Source organism: Micromonospora sp. RB23, from assembly GCF_053585025.1.
This window is the reverse complement of record NZ_CM132111.1, coordinates 1,511,144-1,526,376: the sequence shown is the minus strand read 5'-3', so window position 1 is coordinate 1,526,376 and position 15,233 is coordinate 1,511,144. Positions and strand designations below refer to the sequence as shown.

The window sequence follows — 15,233 nt, the reverse complement described above, 5'->3', positions numbered from 1 at the left end:
TTGTCGACGTCTGCTGTACTCGACAGCGAGGATTCCCTCGGCGAAGGAGGCCCCGTGCCATGTCCAGCTCCGAGTTCAGCCCCGACAGCCTGCGTACGCTGATCCGCGCCGGCGCCTGGATCAGCCGTCCCGACACCGGGAAGGCCGCCGTACACCTGTTGACCTTCACCAAGCTGCCGGACCAGCCCGGCTTCGCGGACCTGGTCGAGGTCGTGCAGATCCCCGAGTACGACGACGGCCACGACATCCAGGTGGCGGTCATCCGGGACTGGCCGGCGCTGCTCGCGCTACCGGCGGTCGAGCACCTGTCCGACGACGACAGGCGGCTGCTCGCCCTGGCCGGCAGCCTCGCCACCGGGCAGCCCGTCGACCTGGCCGCCAACGCCGCCGTGCAGGGCCACGAGCACGCCGCGAAGGTCGCCGAGGCGATGGTGATCGCCGCCGGCTACCACATGAAGTACGAGGTCACGGCGACCGAGCGGCTCACCACGAGGTTCGCCAAGGCCTGACCGCCGGCCTCCGGAACGCCGACCGGCCCCGCCACCGGTGGGACGGCCCCCAAACGTCAAGGGGTACGACCTTCGCCCGCATCGCGGGGTAGCCAGCGCAGCGCGGCGTCGGCAGTGTCCACCGGGCTGCCGTTGAAAGCGATCGCCGCGTCGGGCGCCCATTGCCGGACGAGGTTCACCACCTTCTCGAAGAGAAGGAGCAACGGCTCGTGCTTGCGGAGGCCACCGCCGACCACCACACAGGTGTAGTCCTTACGCTTCAACGCCTCGACGACAGCGGACTCGGCGTCGTCGTCGGGTGCCACCAGGCACAGGTCGGCTTCGACGCCGTGCTCGACGAAACGGGCCTGACCGCGTGCTATCGCCGCCACCACCGGCGCCGGATCCCAGCCCGGGATCCGCGCGGGATCAAGACCAATCACCAGTACGGGACCCAGCGCCATCCGCTACTCCTGTAAGCGGTCCACCGTCGTTCAGCACGGTCGATGCTGCCACAGTGGCAGCGGTGCGGCGTACGGCGACACCGGTGGACGGCTGGGCGGCTCTAGACGGGCGGAACATCAGGCAGCAGGTCGTCGTCACGTCCGGTCTGGGGTAGCCCGGCGGCAGCGGCGATGGCCTCGACGGCCTCGTCCAGTCCGGTCGTCTCGGGCAGGACGAGTTCGTCAGGCCAGCCCAGGACGTCGTGAGCGGCGTACCAACCGCTCATGTGCTCGGCCGTGAACTCAGTGACCTGGGGACGGGTGAGGTGCCGACGAAGGGTCTCGGCCAGCGACACGTCGAGGTAGCAGAACAGTGACTGACCGCGGTGGCCGTCGCGGAGCGCGGTCAGCATTCCTCGGTAGCGACTGGTGTGCATGATGCCTTCCATGACCACGTGGTATCCGTGGTCCAGCGCGAATCGAACTGTCTGCCCGATCAACGCCGGCGCCGCCCCGCCGGGCTTGTCCCGCTCGCGCAGCAGGATGCGGCGCAGGTAGTCCTGCTCGACGAGGGCGCAGCCCCGGCCGTGCCGGCGTCGTAGCTCACGACCGATGCTGCTCTTGCCGGAGCCGGAGTTGCCCCGGATGCAGACGAGGATCGTGTCCGGGCTGCCGATGGGTTCAGCGACCACGATGCCTCCTCGGCTCCCTACGTCACTCCCGGATCTCCATCTCGGTCACCAAACCCCCGTCGAAGCGGTACACATGCGTAACGATGTGGTCGGCGAGTGTGGCTCCGGTCTTGTCGTGTACCACCTGATGAACGGTGACGGCAATACGGCCGTCGGCCTCCGTACTGAACGCGGTCGGCGTGACGGTGGGTTCGATCTGCTCCCACTGTCGACGCCAGTAGGCACTCACCATCTCCCGGCCGTGGACCATGCCTCCTTCCCAACCGTTGGGCCAGGAGACGGCCGGCGTCATAACGGCCAGCAGAGTGGGGATGTCGCGCTCGTTGAAGGCCGCGTAGAGGTTGGCGAGCAAAGCCTGTTCTGGCGAGTCCATCGAGCCAGCATGGCCGGTGGCCACGACTTCCCGACATGTTCTTCGCTGTCAGCAGATCGTCCTGGCGAAGCGGTAGGCCGTCGTCCGGGCATCGACCGGGTCCGGCTCGGCGGCGACCGCGAGGGCTCAGTCGGTACGACGATGGCGCTGCACGTAGTTGCGCACTCGGGCGCGGTTGCCGCAGTCCAGCGGATCGCACCAGCGCCGGCTGCGGTTGCGGGTGCTGTCCAGGAACAGCCAGCCACAGCCCTCGCCGTCGCACCGACGCAATCTGGACAGGTCGGGCTGGCCCACCAGGTCGACGACCGACAGCGCCAGGTAGGGCACGAGCGCCGGCACGGACGTCGGGTCGACCACCGGCGCCAACGGCAGCCGGGCCGGAAATGTCGCGACGCCGAGTGCTTGCCGCCACCCGGTCGTGATCGTGGCGAGGTCGGCGGGGTCGACGATTCCGCCGTCGACCTGGGCGTCCATCACCCGGGTCGCTGTGTCGCGCAATCGCCGGACCGCCTCCAGTGCCCGGACGGCATCTGCGGGCCGGTCGGCCAGGTCATCCATCAGCCGGCCCCGATCGGCCTCGCCCATCACGGTGGCGAACCAGTTCACCAGGTCCGCCGGATCGGCGAGCCGGTCGATTTTCCGGGCGGCGTCGAGACGCCACGACATCGTGTTGCACAGGTCCAGGGCAAGGTGACCGCCGATCCGGCTCCACACGTACGCCCCCGCTTCCGCCATGCCGACGACTCTACATGAGCTACATAGCTTTAGGGCATGTATGGTCCGACCATGACGCCTTCCATCAAGGGCGGCTGGCGTACCGGGTTACGAGTCGGCGCCGGCCTGGCGGCCGGTTCGTTCCTGCTGGCCGTGAGCTTCGGCGCGTACGCCGTCACACACGGCTGGCCGGCGGCCCTGACGATCGCCCTGTCGCTGCTGGTCTTCTCGGGATCGGCACAGTTCGCCCTGGTGACGGCACTCGCCGGTGGTGGGCTGCCCGCCGCGTTGACCTCGGCCGCACTGATCAACCTCCGATTCGTACCCATGGCGGCGGCGACCGCGCGGCACCTGCGCGGCGGCCGATGGCGGCGGGCCGTCGAGGGGCAGGCCGTCGTCGACGGCTCCTGGGCCGCCGCTCAGCGACCCGACGGCGGGTTCGACCGGCGGATACTCATCGGCGCCACCCTGGCGCAGTGGCCGGCCTGGGTCTGCGGCACCGCCATCGGCGCCCTGGCCGTTCCGGACACCTCGCTGATCCACACCTGGGGGATCGACATCGTGTTTCCCGGCTTCTTCGTCGTCCTGCTGGTCGACTCGCTCACCGGCCGACCCCGTCTGGCGCCGGTCGCCCTGGCGGCCGCGGCCGTCGCCGGTACCGCTGCCCGGTTCCTGCCGGTCGGCGTGGCGCTGCTGCTGGCGGCCACCGCCGTGCTGCTCGCCGTCTTCGGACAACGCAGCGCCACGTCACCCGCAGCGGGCACGCCCCGCAGCACGGCAGCGGAGCAGGTCGGATGACCACCATGATCGTCGCGATCGTCGCCCTGGCGGCGATCAACATCAGCTTCAAGGCGGTCGGGCCGGCGATACTGGGAGACCGCCCTTTCCCCGCCCCGGTCCAGACCGCCGTCGACGCCCTGCCCGCCGCCCTGCTGGCCGGCCTGCTCATGACCGACCTGCTCGGACAGTACTGGCGGGCCTTCGACTGGACGCTGCTGCCGGGCCTCGGCCTGGCGGTCGCGCTGCGCATCTCCGGCCGATCGCATCTCGTCTGCATCGTCGCGGCGGTCGCCGGCACCGCCGCGCTGCGCGTCGTGGCCTGAAGCCACGGCCGACCGGGCAGGGCGACGCACTTCGCTGTGCCAGTGGCGAGAATCCGGCGGACCATGGCATTTTCGCCTCTCGTCCCCGACTGCGAGCTTTCCTAGGCTCCCTCCCGACACGCTTCAACTGGAACGGAAACGGGGCGGACCATGCTTCGCTATGTCATACCGGCGGTGATCGGGCTGGTCTACGTCGGGCTCAATTCCCTCGTTCCGGAGCCGCATCGGCGACGCCTGAACGCGCTCGTCGTCACCGGCGCCGGGGCTGCCTACATCAGCGGTGGCGGGTTCGGACTGTGGGAGTTGCTCTTCTGCGCGCTGCTGCTGGTGGTGGGCTACGCCGGGCTCACCTCGTACACCTTCATCGGCGTCGGATGGCTCCTGCACACGGTGTGGGACGTGCTGCACCACCGACGCGGCACCCCGATCATCCCCGCACTGCATGACTCGTCCTTCGGCTGCGCGCTCTGCGATCCGGTCATCGCGCTCTGGTGCTTCGCCGGCGGCCTGTCGGTCAGAGACGTGTACGACCGGGTCACGCGACGGGCGACCGATGCGCCGCCGCCGGTGACCGCACAGTCCTGACTGGTTGAATTCCGCCATGCACACAGTGGCCGTGCTCGCCCTCGACAGTGTCGTCCCGTTCGATCTGGCCACCCCGATGGAGATCTTCCAGCGCACCCGCCTGCCCGACGGCCACGCCGGCTACCGCGTCCTCGTCTGCGCCGCCACACCGACGGTAACCGCGGGCGCGTTCCGCATGGCGGTGCCGTGGGGCCTGGACGTCCTCGTCGACGCCGACACAGTCGTCGTGCCGGGCGTGTCCGACCCCGCCGCCGCGACGCCCGCAGTGGTCCTCGATTCGCTGCGGACCGCCGCCGCGAACGGTGCCCGGATCGCCTCGATCTGCGGTGGCGCGTTCACCCTCGCCGCCACCGACCTGCTCGACGGGCAGCGTGCGACCACGCACTGGCTCGCCACCGACCGGCTCGCCGCCGAGCATCCACGGATCCAGGTCGACCCCAACGTGCTCTACGTGGACAACGGCCAGTTTCTGACCTCCGCCGGCGCCGCCGCCGGGCTCGACCTGTGCCTACACCTGGTCCGCCGCGACCACGGCGCCGCTGTCGCGGCCGCCACGGCGAGGTTGTCTGTCATGCCGCTGGAACGCGCGGGCGGACAGGCCCAGTTCATCACGCACGAACCACCCGCCGCCGACGGGGCGACCCTGGAGCCGCTGCTGACCTGGATGCGCGACAACGCCCGGCGTGAGCTGACCCTCGCCGACATCGCCCGCCACGCCGGCTTGAGTACCCGGACCCTGAACCGGCACTTCCGCGACCAGACCGGCACCAGCCCGCTGCGGTGGCTGCACCGGGTCCGCGTCCACCAGGCTCAGCATCTCCTGGAAACCACTGTCCATCCCATCGAGCGGGTGGCTACCCAGGTAGGTTTCGGCTCCACCACCGCCTTCCGGGACTGCTTCAAGCGGATCACCGGCACCAGCCCGCAGGCGTATCGGCGGAGCTTCCGGTGACCGCTACGCCCGGCACGATGGTCAGCGGCCCGCGCTGACGAAAGGACCCCGACCCGGCGGTTAGTGCCAGGTCAGGGCCTTGATCGTTGGTGCGCCGCCAGGGACTCGAACCCCGAACCCGCGGATTAAGAGTCCGCTGCTCTGCCAGTTGAGCTAGCGGCGCTCGCTGACAACGACGAGCACGCTAACACGCCCGCGAACCCACCTCGGAACCCGTCCCCGGGCCGCGCTCAGTGGGCAGGGTTCGGGGTGTGCGGCAGCTTGCCGAGTTGCTTCCAGTTCGTCTCGGCGACCTCGACGCCGTAGTGCTTCGCGGCGGCGAGGATGTTCTGGAAGGCCAGGTCGCGGTCGGCGTCGGTGACGCCCTGCACCTGGTCGAAGCGGGCGATGGCGTTGCGGACGTGGCCCGCGTCGGTCATCGGCTCCTTGCGCTTGCCGGGGAACGCGAAGACGGTCTCCGGCAGCTCGCGCTTGTCCTTGTCGGTCAGGCCGCCGTGCTTCTCGTGGGGCTTCCAGGTCGACTTCATCGCCCACCATTACCCATTTTTCGTCCAGACGTACGGCCGGACCGGCTTGATTAAGAGTGTTTAAAGACCCTGTCCGGCATGCGCGGCGAATGCCTACCATACGGCGGCCCGTGAACGTTCGGGTCAGCCTGTCGTCTGCTCGTTGGAGTGACCCGTGTCGTACGAAGGCCCACCGCCGTCACGTCATCGCCCTCCAGGGTGGGCCACCCACAGGAAACTGAGCGTGGCTGCGGGCGCGGCCGTCGTGCTCGTCGTCGCGGCCGGGGCCGTGTACCTGGGCAACGGCGCAGCGCAGCCCCAGCCGTCGAACGCGGCCAACGCCCTCGACTATCCGTCGCCGTCGGGTGGGCAGGTGGAGTCGCCCGGAGCTGCGGTGTCGGCCTCCGCGACTCCGTCGGTCTCCGCGACGCCGTCGACCGGCGCGACGCCGTCGACCGCTGCCGCAGCGAAGACCCCCGTGACCGGCTGGGTTCCGATCGACCGTGCGGCGTGGAAGGCGCAGGCCGACGCGTACCGGGCGCTGAAGATCGACCCCGTCCCGGCCGGTGTCGGCGACCTTCCGGAGTTCCGGGCGGACTGCCAGTACAGCCACCGACTGCCGGACGACCCGATCGTCGCCCCCGGCCTCCCGGGCGCCTCACACATGCACTCCTTCGTCGGCAACAAGGCCGTCGACGCGAACACCGTCGCCGCAGACCTGACGAAGTTCACGGCCACGTCCTGCAAGCCGATCCAGGACCACTCGGCGTACTGGGTGCCCACGCTCTACGACAACGCGACCGGTAAGCCGGTCGAGACCACCGGCTTCCGGGTCTACTACCGTTCGCTCGCGAAGAACTCGACCGGCCAGATGCCCATGCCCAACGGCCTGCGCATGATCTCCGGGGACGCCACGAAGAAGAAGCCGACACCGCGCGGCACATCCGGCCAGTTCTACTGCGCCTTCTACGGCCCCGGCGACCTCGACGGCGTCGCCCGCAGCACCAACGGCAACTGGCCGATCTGCGGCGGGACGGCCACGCTGCACTTCATGCTCCAGTTCCCGGACTGCTGGGACGGCAAGCACCTGGACAGCCCCAACCACAAGGACCATGTGGCGTACGGCAGCGGCAACACCTGCCCGCCCGGCCACCCGGTTCGGATCCCGGCGATCACGTTCGACATCCAGTACCCGGCCAGGGGCACCCCGGCGGGCTACTACCTCTCCTCCGACAAGGCGGGCAAGAGCGCCTCGTCGATGCACGGCGACGCGTTCGTGATGTGGGACGTCAACACGATGAACAAGCGCACCAAGAACTGCGTCCTGGGACGCAGGACCTGCGACAACTACGGCTACCAGAAGTAACCCGGGGCCAGGCCGGTGTCGGCCTGGCCCCGGGTTACCGGTGGTGGTCAGCTACGCAGCGTCCACCGCTGGTTCGCGCCACCGTTGCACGTCCAGAGGATGAGCTTCGTGCCGTTGGCGCTGGCCGCGCCGTTGGCGTCGAGGCATAGCCCGGACTGGCCGTTCGTGATGGTGCCGTTGCTGTTGATGTTCCACTGCTGGTTCGCGGCGCCGTGGCAGTCCCAGATGATGACCTGGGTGCCGTTGGCCGTGCCCGCCCCGGAGGCGTCCAGGCACTTGTTGCCGTACACCATCAGCTGCTTGCTGGACGTGGAGGTCCATCGCTGGTTGGCGCCGCTGCCGCAGTCCCAGAGCTGCACCTGGGTTCCGTTGGTGGTCGAGGAGTTGGGGACCTCGACGCAGCGGCCGGACTGGCCGCCCACGAGCTGGCCGCCCTGCTGGGTGCCGCCGCCGCTCTGCTGCCGGACGATGGAGGTCGACTCCGCCGACCGGTTGTTCTGGGCGTCGACGACGTAGAGGCGGTACTCGCCCTGGGTCGACGGCACGGCGATTGACGTGGCGTTACCGGCCGCCCTGGTCATCGTCGCACCGGCCGTGAAGGTGGTGGTGCCGTACGGTGCCAGCCAGACCGACTTGCTCGCGTCGCCGGTGCTGCGGATCGGGATCGTCGCCGTGGCGCTGGTGACGTACGTGCTGGCCGGCAGCACGTAGTTCGGCGCGGAGAACCTGCTGGCCGGGATCATGTCCCGGTAGGCGTCCTCAAGACCGGAGTTCGCCGCGATGGCGTACGCAGCCGCCGGCCACACGTAGTCGGAGGAGACGAGGATGTCGGCGACCGTGCTGTTCGGCAGGTTCTTGTTCGACACCTTGTTGATCGGGCCGTAGATCTGCGTGATGCTCAGGTCGTGCTTCCGGCCGAAGTCGTCGGAGTTGATCATCCAGGTGACGTTCTTGTCGATGCTCAGGACGTTGTCCCGGAAGGTGATGTACGCCGAGCCCTCGTCCGGGTGGAGTCCGTACTTGTGCCCCGAGGGCACGCCCTGGAGATAGTTGTTGGTGATCGTGGTCCCGGGCTGGCTGCCCAGCGTGTAGATGGGCGCGGTGTCGCTGAGACGCTGGACCGTGTCGATGATGTGGTTGTAGCTGATCGTGTTGTTCCGCGCCGTCGTGGTTGGCCGGTTCGGCGCGATCGAGCCCGACGACCCGTCGAAGTTCCACCAGCCCCAGCCCATCGTGATGCCCGACCAGGGGGCCTTCTCGATCCGGTTGTGCTGGATCGTCAGGGTGTCGACGAAGTACGCCGAGATGGGGCTGTGCCCGTTGAACAGGACCGCGCTGTCGTACAGATAGTTGTTCTTGATCTCGATGTTCTTCGGCAGCCCCTCGACCTGCGGGAGGTACTTCTCCCGGTTACTCGACGTGCCGTCTCCGATGTAGACGTGCTGGGGATGACCGACGTCGATGGCGGAGCCGGCGATGTCGTTTGTGTAGTTCCCGAACAACTGCGAGTTCTGCACGTCGTTGACCATGCTGATGCCGTCGGCGCCGGTGTGCTGGACCCGGTTGCGTTGCAGGAGGATCCCGTCGGCGTTCTGCACCTGGACGATGCCGGGCGTGACGTCGACGTTGCGGTAGTAGTAGACGTGGAAGTTGCCCTTCGCGTACGCCTGCGCGCCGAGGTTGCCCTGCTGCGCCTGCTTGAACGACGAGCCGGCGACGTTGAACAGGTTCCAGTCGGAGTGCTGCACGGTCAGCCCGGAGAACGTGAGGTTGCGCGCGTGGCTGCTGGTCGAGGTTCCGGCGACCCGCAGCACGGTGGTGACGTTGTTCGGCGCGTAGACCGACGCGGTCGTCATGTCCTCGGAGCTGGCCTTGTAGTAGTAGACCGTCTGGGTGCCCTTGTCGAAGTAGAACTCACCGGGCGCGTCCAGGAACTCGTACGCGTTCATGAGTTTGTGACTGCCGCCGACCTGGGCGTTGCCGTTGAACGCGCCCTGCGCGATGGCCGCACCCGGCTGCTGGAACAGGGCGACGCGGTTCGTGCCGTCGGTGGTCACCTGGCGGACCCCCACGATGGCGGTGGTCCAGGTCGTGCCCGTCTCGATCTCGATGTCGTCCTGGTTGCGGGCGATGGCCGGGAAGTCGCTCTGGCTGTACTTCGCGCCGTCGCACTGGGAGCCCGACTCCCACGCCCAGGACGCCTGGCCGGCGGTGACGTTGTACGTCCCGTAGCAGCCCGCCGAGCTGACCGTCTTGGTCGCCATCTGCGCGCGCTTGTCGTTGACGTAGAGCGTGCGCAGCTTGGTGCTGCGGTTCAGCGGCGCCTTCCAGATGTTGCCGCTGTGCTGGGTCCACCCGGTGACCGGGACGCCGCCGTCGAGGACGGGGGTCTCGCCGGGGTAGGCGGCGTAGCTGATCCGGTACCCGTTGGTGCCGGAGTCGCTGGCGCCGAACTCGACGGTGCTGGTGACCGGATATCTGCCGCCGCGCAGGTAGACGTCGATGTCGCCGGACATGTTCGCGTTAACAGTACGGACGACGTCCCGCGCCCGTTGCACCGTCTTGAACGGGGACGCCAGCGTGCCCGCGTTGGAGTCGTTACCGTCGGGCGCGACGTAGTACGTCGCCTGGGCCGCGGCCGAGGCGGGCGATTGACTGATCACCACGGCCGGCAGCGTGGCGGCGACGAGCGCCGCCGCGAGCAGTGCCGTTCGGGTGGTGGATGCGGCTGATCTCACGTGCTGTCCTTTCTCACTTGTCGTCGACGTGGTGCCTGATACGTGCATCGAGCGACAAGCAGGGAACAGCGACGCCACCAAGGTTCGGCGGGGGCGGGTGGTGCCGCCCGACCGCACTCTTTGCCAATCGCTACGAAGTCTTGGCCGGAGCGTATGTCAGACGTGTGACGAATGCAATACGAGATTGGGTCCCATCTATGTTTAAATGCCTATCAAAGGCGTCAATCAGACGAGCCGCACTAGGCTTGATCGTCGATCATCCGATGAATCCGGGAACGGCTCGGGCCGGGGTCCAGCAGCACCCCGGCCCGAGCCGGCCAGATCACCGCAGCGCGAAATCCACCAGCCGCAGTGGAGCGTCGAACACCAGGTAGACGTCGTGGGTGCCAGCGGTCCGTGCCACCGCGGCGCTGACGCTGACGTACCGGTAGTCGTCGCCGGTGCTCGGCACGGTGGCCGTACCGAGCAGTCGACCGGTCGGCGAGCCCAGCCGAACCTGGACCGTCCCGGTGCCCGCCGTGGCCTTGGCGACCCGCGCCGTGAAGGTGTGGCTGTCGGGGCGCAGGGCGGACTTCGTGAACGAGATCCACTGGCCGGCGGCGGTGGCGCCCACGGCCGTGCCGCGTACCTTCGTCTCGTCGACGAGCCGGACCCCCGCGTACCCGTCGAAGTTCTCGGCGCGGGTCGTCCGGGACAGGTCCCGGGCCGGGATCGTCTCACCGCGCACCGTGACCGCCGTGCGGGCCCGGACGTCCGTGGCGCTCGCGCCGACCATCAGGTCGTACGTGGACGACTCGACCACCCACCGGCTTCGGGTCACGTCCCAGTTCGCGAGGTCGGCGGCCCGCACCCGCAGCGTCACGGTGCGGGTCTGGCCGGGAGCGAGCTCCACCCGCTGGAACGACCTGAGCGCCCGGATCGGCGTCTTCACCCGCGAGGTGCGTTGGTGGCTGTAGAGCTGGACGACCTCGGAGCCGGCCCGGCTACCGGTGTTGGTCACGTCGACGCGGGCCGTGATGGTGCCGTTCGCCGCGACCGGCCGGGTGTCGGCGCGGAGCTGGCCGTACCGGAACCCGGTGTACGACAAGCCGTGGCCGAACGGGTAGAGCGGCTTCGCGGTGCTGTACAGGTAGGTCTGCCCGGACGAGATGATGTCGTACTCCAACAGGTCCGGCGGTAGTTGCCGGTCCGAGCGGTACCAGGTCTGGGTGAGCTTGCCGGACGGGTTGCGGTCGCCGAACAGGACGTCCGCGACCGCGTGGCCCGTCTCCGCGCCCGCGTGGGTGGTCCACACGATCGCCGGCACGTGCTCCTGCTCCCACCCGATCGTGACCGGGTAGCTGGTCTGCAACACCAGCACCGTCCGCGGGTTGGCCTTCGTCACGGCCTTGACCAGCGCCTCCTGGCCGGCGCTCAACGCCATCGAGGTGCGGTCGTGCGCCTCTCGTCCGTTGATGAACGGGTTGCTGCCGACGACCAGGACGGCGGTGTCGGCCGCCTTGGCCGCCGCGACGGCACGGTCGACCCCGCTGCTGATCACCTCGCGCTGGAAGTGCGTCGCGTCCGCCGCGCTGGACGCGCCGAGCTTGAGCGCGCCGTCCTCGCCGACCGTGATGTAGGTGTTGACGCCGAACCAGCTCTCCGTCGTCTCGTAGCCGGCGTAGCGCAACGCGACCGTCCCGTCGGCCTGCGGCTCGAAGGTGAACTGCTGCTGGACGTACCAACCGTTCGGCTGCTCGTCACGGGTGACGAACGGCCCCCAGTTGTAGCCGAGGTAGCGCCCGTTGGCGGCGTTGCGCAGCGTCACCACGTTCTGTCCCCAGTCGACACTGTCGAACTGGGCCGCGAGCGAGGCGTCGGCGCCGGTGGCGGCGACCGGGTCCGCGTCGGTGGTGCCGGTGGCCGTCACGTACCGGCCGGTGGACGGGTCCTTCAGCGCGATCCGGTCCGCCCCGTCGAGCCCGTCGACGCTGGCCGAGCTGCCCAACCGCTCGCGGATGCCGTCCAGCGCGGTCACCTGGTACGGCAGGTCGGCGCCGTACCAGTCGGTGTAGAGGGTGTCGGCCAACGGGCCGAGCACGGCCACCTTGCGGGTCCGCGCCGGGTTCAGCGGAAGGGCCTGCCGCGAGTTCTTGAGCAGCACCATCGCCTCACCGGCGGCCTGACGCGCCAGCCGTTGGTGTTCCGGGCTGTTGATGACGTCCGGGGTGATGCCGCCGTACCGGCCGCCGCCCGGGTCGAACTCGCCGAGGCGGAAGCGCAGGTTCAGGATCTCGGAGATCCGGGCGTCGATGTCCGCCTCGGTGAGCAGGCCACTGGAGAGGGCCTGCTTGATGGCGTTAACCGTCGGCTGAGCGTTGGTGTCGTCGGTGATGAAGCTGTTGAGGCCCGCCTTGACGATCGCGGCGTTCCCCTCGGCCTGCGTCGGGTAGTACCCCTGCGAGGCGACGAGGTTGTTCGGCGCCCACGCGTCCGTGACGTTCATCAGGGGCTGGTGGGTCCAGCTCCGCACGACCGTCGCCAGGTCCGGGTCCACCGTCGCCGGACGGCCGTTGACCAGGTTGTACGAGGCCATCACGCCGGTCGCCGCGTCGGCGGCGATGGCCGGCTTGAACGCGGCCCGGTCGTACTCGTTGAGCACCCTCGGCGGGACGTTCGACGAGGTGACGTCGCGCCGGACCTCGTTGTTGTAGGCCAGGTAGTGCTTGAGGGTCGGCGCGCTCTTGAGGTGGTCCGGGTCGCCGCCGGTCATCCCCGAGCCGTACGCGGTGGAGATCTTCGCGGTCAGCAACGGGTCCTCGGAGTAACCCTCCTCGTTGCGACCCCAGCGTGGATCACGGAGCAGGTTGACCACCGGCGCCCAGAGGTTGAGACCCCAGACCCGCGGGTTCTGCGCGTGGTAGCCGCGCGCCTCGTCGCCCACGGCCGAGCCGACCCGCTGGATCAGGTCCGGATTCCAGGTGCTCGCCATGCCCACCGGCTGCGGGAAGGACGTGCCACGGGCCTTGACCACCGCGCCGTTGTTGTCGATGTCGGTCGACCAGGCGACGCCGTGCAACGCCTCGGTGCCGGTCTTGAACAGGCCGATGCCCAACCGGGGAACGGCCGGTTGGTACTGGTGCAGCCAGGAGATCTTCTCGTCCAGGGTGAGCCGGCCGAGCAGGTCGTCGACGCGGACCTGGACGGGCAGGTGCGGGTCACGGAACGGGTAGGTGGGGTCGGCGTGTGCCGTGCCGGGGACGGTCGGCAGGGCGAGCAGGGCGAGCGCGAGCGCGGTGATTCCGCGCCGAAGGCGCCACTTCCGCATGCGGTTCTCCTCATGTCGTACGACAGGCGCGATTCAGCGCCAAGACCGGCCTGGCCAGGCTCGACACCCGGCTGACGGGCCTGAACGACGAATCGTCGAAGCGCTTCGACGACCCAGCCGCGTAACCACGGCCATGAATGTGGTGATCGCGCAACTATAGAAGCGCACCAATTGATGGGCAAGGCCGGACGGTCGCGCGCCGAACCCGTGTGGTCCTCCGACGGGTAGGGTCGACCCGAGACCCACGCGCCGACCCGGGGGGACGTCACCAGGTGAGCGCCCATTCGATGGTGTTGTTCGTGCTCGCCGCCGTGGCGGTCATCGTCGCCGTCCGGTGGGTGGCGTCTCGTACCGGCCTGCCGGCGGCCGCGTTGCTGCCGCTCATCGGCATCGTGTACGCGCTGCTGCCCGGCCCCAACATCGGTCTCGACCCGGAGCTGGTGCTCATGGTCGTGCTGCCGCCGCTGCTCTACAGCGCCGCGTTGGACTCCTCACTGCTGGACATCCGCCGGAACCTGCGCATCGTGGTCAGCCTCTCGGTGGTGCTGGTGCTCCTCACCGGGCTGCTCGTCGGCCTCGGATTCCACCTGTTCGTCGCGGGCGCGACCCTGGCCGCCGGAATCGCGGTCGGCGCCGCCATCGCCCCACCCGACCCGGTGGCCGCCCTCGCGGTGGGCCGTCGGGTCAACCTGCCGCCGAAGATGGTCACGATCATCCAGGGCGAGGGGCTGCTCAACGACGCGACCGCGCTGACGATGCTCAGCGTCGCGGTGGCCGCCGCCGTCGGCGGCACGTTCTCGTTCCCCGCCGCCGTGGCCCAGTTCGTGCTGGCGGCGGCCGGTGGGGTCGCCGTCGGCGTCGCCGTCGCCTGGGCGAAACGACTGGCCCGCCCGCTCACGGCGGACCCGCTGCTGTCCAACGCGATCTCGCTCGCGACACCGTTCGTGGCGTACCTGCTGGGCGAGGCGCTGCACGTCTCCGGCGTGCTCGCCGTGGTGATCGCCGGGCTGATCGTCGGCCACCAGACGCCCCAGGTCGGATCCGGGGCCGCCCGACTCCAGACCAGCGCGGTGTGGCGCCTCGTCGACTTCCTGCTCGAAGGCTTCGTCTTCCTGCTGATCGGCCAACAGCTCCCCGAGGTCGTGAAGAACCTGCGCCAGTACGAGACGTCGACGATCGTCATCGCCGTCGCGGTGTCCGTGGGCGTGGTGCTGCTCCTGCGTCCCGCGTGGCTGGTGCTGACCCAGTCGCTCCCCCGCTCCCTGCACACCCGCCTGGGCGGCATCTCGGAGCAGGACGACGCCGACGAGCCCGGCAGCGCACGACAGGTGGCGCGGGCCGACCGCAACGCCCGCCGACTCAACTACCGCGAGGTGGTGGCGCTGAGCTGGTCCGGCACGCGGGGCGTCATCAGCCTGGCCGCGATCTTCACCCTGCCGCTGACCACCGACGACGGGTCGCCCTTTCCCGACCGCGACCTGCTGCTGTTCTGCACCTTCGTGGTCGTGCTGGTGACGCTCGTCGGGCAGGGACTGACCTTCGCACCGCTCGTGCGGATGCTCGGCCTGCGCGCCAACGAAACCGACCAGGCCCGCGTACGCAACGAGGCCCGCTCCGCAGCGGTCGAGGCGGCCCTGACCCGCCTCGACGAGGTCGCCGCCGCCGAGCCGGACAGCGCGGTGGCCGTCAACACCACCCGTACCCAGTTGCTGGCCCGCCTCGCGCGATACCGCGGACGGCTCGACCTGCTCGAACAGAGTGGGTCGACGGAGATACCCACCTCACCGCAGTACGAGACGGCGCTGCGGGTCCGCCGTACCGCGCTCGACGCGCAGCGCGAGGAGCTGGTGCGCTGGCGCGACTCCGGGCGGCTTCCCGACGAGGAGCTGCGGGTCCTGGAGCGGGAACTCGACCACGAGGAACTGCTGCTCCCCAAGCGGCAGTAGATGTGCGCCGATGGGGCGCA

Annotated in this window: 14 protein-coding genes and 1 tRNA gene; 7 read left to right on the top strand and 8 right to left on the bottom strand. The window is 69.3% G+C overall.

Annotated elements, in window-relative coordinates:
• Positions 1-59: 59 nt before the first annotated feature.
• Positions 60-509: a hypothetical protein gene (locus tag ACTFTM_RS07100; protein ID WP_449565043.1), complete on the top strand. Its 450-nt coding sequence runs from the start codon at positions 60-62 to the stop codon at positions 507-509.
• A 56-nt stretch (positions 510-565) separates the two neighbouring features.
• On the opposite strand, the gene ACTFTM_RS07095 is transcribed toward ACTFTM_RS07100, so the two are convergent.
• The 4 genes from ACTFTM_RS07095 to ACTFTM_RS07080 form a co-directional block, all read right to left on the bottom strand.
• Positions 566-952 (bottom strand): hypothetical protein, encoded by a 387-nt coding sequence (locus ACTFTM_RS07095; RefSeq protein ID WP_449565042.1) that lies wholly within the window; start codon positions 950-952, stop codon positions 566-568.
• Positions 953-1,053: 101 nt separating this feature from the next.
• The gene (locus tag ACTFTM_RS07090; protein WP_449565041.1) at positions 1,054-1,623 is read right to left on the bottom strand and encodes a kinase; all 570 of its coding nucleotides are present in this window, start codon (positions 1,621-1,623) and stop codon (positions 1,054-1,056) included.
• 22 nt (positions 1,624-1,645) lie between these two features.
• Positions 1,646-1,996, bottom strand: a complete 351-nt coding sequence (locus tag ACTFTM_RS07085; RefSeq protein WP_449565040.1) for a nuclear transport factor 2 family protein — start codon at positions 1,994-1,996, stop codon at positions 1,646-1,648.
• 126 nt (positions 1,997-2,122) lie between these two features.
• Positions 2,123-2,731, bottom strand: coding sequence for a CGNR zinc finger domain-containing protein (locus ACTFTM_RS07080; protein WP_449565039.1), 609 nt, complete (start codon positions 2,729-2,731; stop codon positions 2,123-2,125).
• A 51-nt stretch (positions 2,732-2,782) separates the two neighbouring features.
• Here ACTFTM_RS07080 and ACTFTM_RS07075 point away from each other — a divergent pair, with 51 nt between their 5' ends.
• The 4 genes from ACTFTM_RS07075 (at position 2,783) to ACTFTM_RS07060 (ending at position 5,350) form a co-directional block, all read left to right on the top strand.
• Entirely contained in the window at positions 2,783-3,508 is a 726-nt protein-coding gene (locus ACTFTM_RS07075; RefSeq protein ID WP_449565038.1) for an AzlC family ABC transporter permease, read from the top strand.
• Positions 3,505-3,813 carry an AzlD domain-containing protein gene (locus ACTFTM_RS07070; protein WP_449565037.1) on the top strand — a complete coding sequence of 103 codons (309 nt, stop codon included), beginning with the start codon at positions 3,505-3,507 and terminating at the stop codon, positions 3,811-3,813. The genes ACTFTM_RS07075 and ACTFTM_RS07070 overlap by 4 nt, the downstream gene beginning before the upstream one ends.
• Before the next feature lie 150 nt (positions 3,814-3,963).
• Positions 3,964-4,398 carry a DUF6010 family protein gene (locus tag ACTFTM_RS07065; RefSeq protein WP_449565036.1) on the top strand — a complete coding sequence of 145 codons (435 nt, stop codon included), beginning with the start codon at positions 3,964-3,966 and terminating at the stop codon, positions 4,396-4,398.
• 16 nt (positions 4,399-4,414) lie between these two features.
• Positions 4,415-5,350 (top strand): GlxA family transcriptional regulator, encoded by a 936-nt coding sequence (locus tag ACTFTM_RS07060; RefSeq protein ID WP_449565035.1) that lies wholly within the window; start codon positions 4,415-4,417, stop codon positions 5,348-5,350.
• A gap of 87 nt (positions 5,351-5,437) precedes the next feature.
• Here the strand turns inward: ACTFTM_RS07060 and ACTFTM_RS07055 are convergent.
• Both ACTFTM_RS07055 and ACTFTM_RS07050 read right to left on the bottom strand, forming a co-directional pair.
• Positions 5,438-5,513 (bottom strand) — tRNA-Lys (locus ACTFTM_RS07055).
• Between the two features lie 67 nt (positions 5,514-5,580).
• Complete coding sequence (locus ACTFTM_RS07050) at positions 5,581-5,877, bottom strand: DUF6582 domain-containing protein (protein ID WP_435204561.1); 297 nt, start codon at positions 5,875-5,877, stop codon at positions 5,581-5,583.
• Positions 5,878-6,100: 223 nt separating this feature from the next.
• Between ACTFTM_RS07050 and ACTFTM_RS07045 the strand changes: the two genes are divergently transcribed.
• On the top strand, positions 6,101-7,222 hold the full coding sequence (locus ACTFTM_RS07045; RefSeq protein WP_449565034.1) for a DUF1996 domain-containing protein: 1,122 nt from the start codon (positions 6,101-6,103) through the stop codon (positions 7,220-7,222).
• A gap of 47 nt (positions 7,223-7,269) precedes the next feature.
• On the opposite strand, the gene ACTFTM_RS07040 is transcribed toward ACTFTM_RS07045, so the two are convergent.
• Both ACTFTM_RS07040 and ACTFTM_RS07035 read right to left on the bottom strand, forming a co-directional pair.
• The gene (locus ACTFTM_RS07040; RefSeq protein ID WP_449565033.1) at positions 7,270-9,960 is read right to left on the bottom strand and encodes an RICIN domain-containing protein; all 2,691 of its coding nucleotides are present in this window, start codon (positions 9,958-9,960) and stop codon (positions 7,270-7,272) included.
• Positions 9,961-10,282: 322 nt separating this feature from the next.
• Positions 10,283-13,267 carry a glycoside hydrolase family 3 C-terminal domain-containing protein gene (locus ACTFTM_RS07035; RefSeq protein ID WP_449565032.1) on the bottom strand — a complete coding sequence of 995 codons (2,985 nt, stop codon included), beginning with the start codon at positions 13,265-13,267 and terminating at the stop codon, positions 10,283-10,285.
• A 272-nt stretch (positions 13,268-13,539) separates the two neighbouring features.
• On the opposite strand from ACTFTM_RS07035, the gene ACTFTM_RS07030 reads away from it, so the two are divergent.
• On the top strand, positions 13,540-15,213 hold the full coding sequence (locus ACTFTM_RS07030) for a Na+/H+ antiporter (protein ID WP_449565031.1): 1,674 nt from the start codon (positions 13,540-13,542) through the stop codon (positions 15,211-15,213).
• The last annotated feature ends 20 nt before the right edge of the window (positions 15,214-15,233 follow it).

Excerpts from the sequence above, each read along its gene's own strand:
- ACTFTM_RS07065 (WP_449565036.1), top strand. The coding sequence starts at position 3,964 with ATGCTTCGCTATGTCATACCGGCGGTGATCGGGCTGGTCTACGTCGGG.
- ACTFTM_RS07080 (WP_449565039.1), bottom strand. The coding sequence starts at position 2,731 with ATGGCGGAAGCGGGGGCGTACGTGTGGAGCCGGATCGGCGGTCACCTT.
- ACTFTM_RS07085 (WP_449565040.1), bottom strand. The coding sequence starts at position 1,996 with ATGGACTCGCCAGAACAGGCTTTGCTCGCCAACCTCTACGCGGCCTTC.
- ACTFTM_RS07070 (WP_449565037.1), top strand. The coding sequence starts at position 3,505 with ATGACCACCATGATCGTCGCGATCGTCGCCCTGGCGGCGATCAACATC.
- ACTFTM_RS07035 (WP_449565032.1), bottom strand. The coding sequence starts at position 13,267 with ATGCGGAAGTGGCGCCTTCGGCGCGGAATCACCGCGCTCGCGCTCGCC.
- ACTFTM_RS07100 (WP_449565043.1), top strand. The coding sequence starts at position 60 with ATGTCCAGCTCCGAGTTCAGCCCCGACAGCCTGCGTACGCTGATCCGC.
- ACTFTM_RS07050 (WP_435204561.1), bottom strand. The coding sequence starts at position 5,877 with ATGAAGTCGACCTGGAAGCCCCACGAGAAGCACGGCGGCCTGACCGAC.
- ACTFTM_RS07060 (WP_449565035.1), top strand. The coding sequence starts at position 4,415 with ATGCACACAGTGGCCGTGCTCGCCCTCGACAGTGTCGTCCCGTTCGAT.
- ACTFTM_RS07095 (WP_449565042.1), bottom strand. The coding sequence starts at position 952 with ATGGCGCTGGGTCCCGTACTGGTGATTGGTCTTGATCCCGCGCGGATC.
- ACTFTM_RS07075 (WP_449565038.1), top strand. The coding sequence starts at position 2,783 with ATGACGCCTTCCATCAAGGGCGGCTGGCGTACCGGGTTACGAGTCGGC.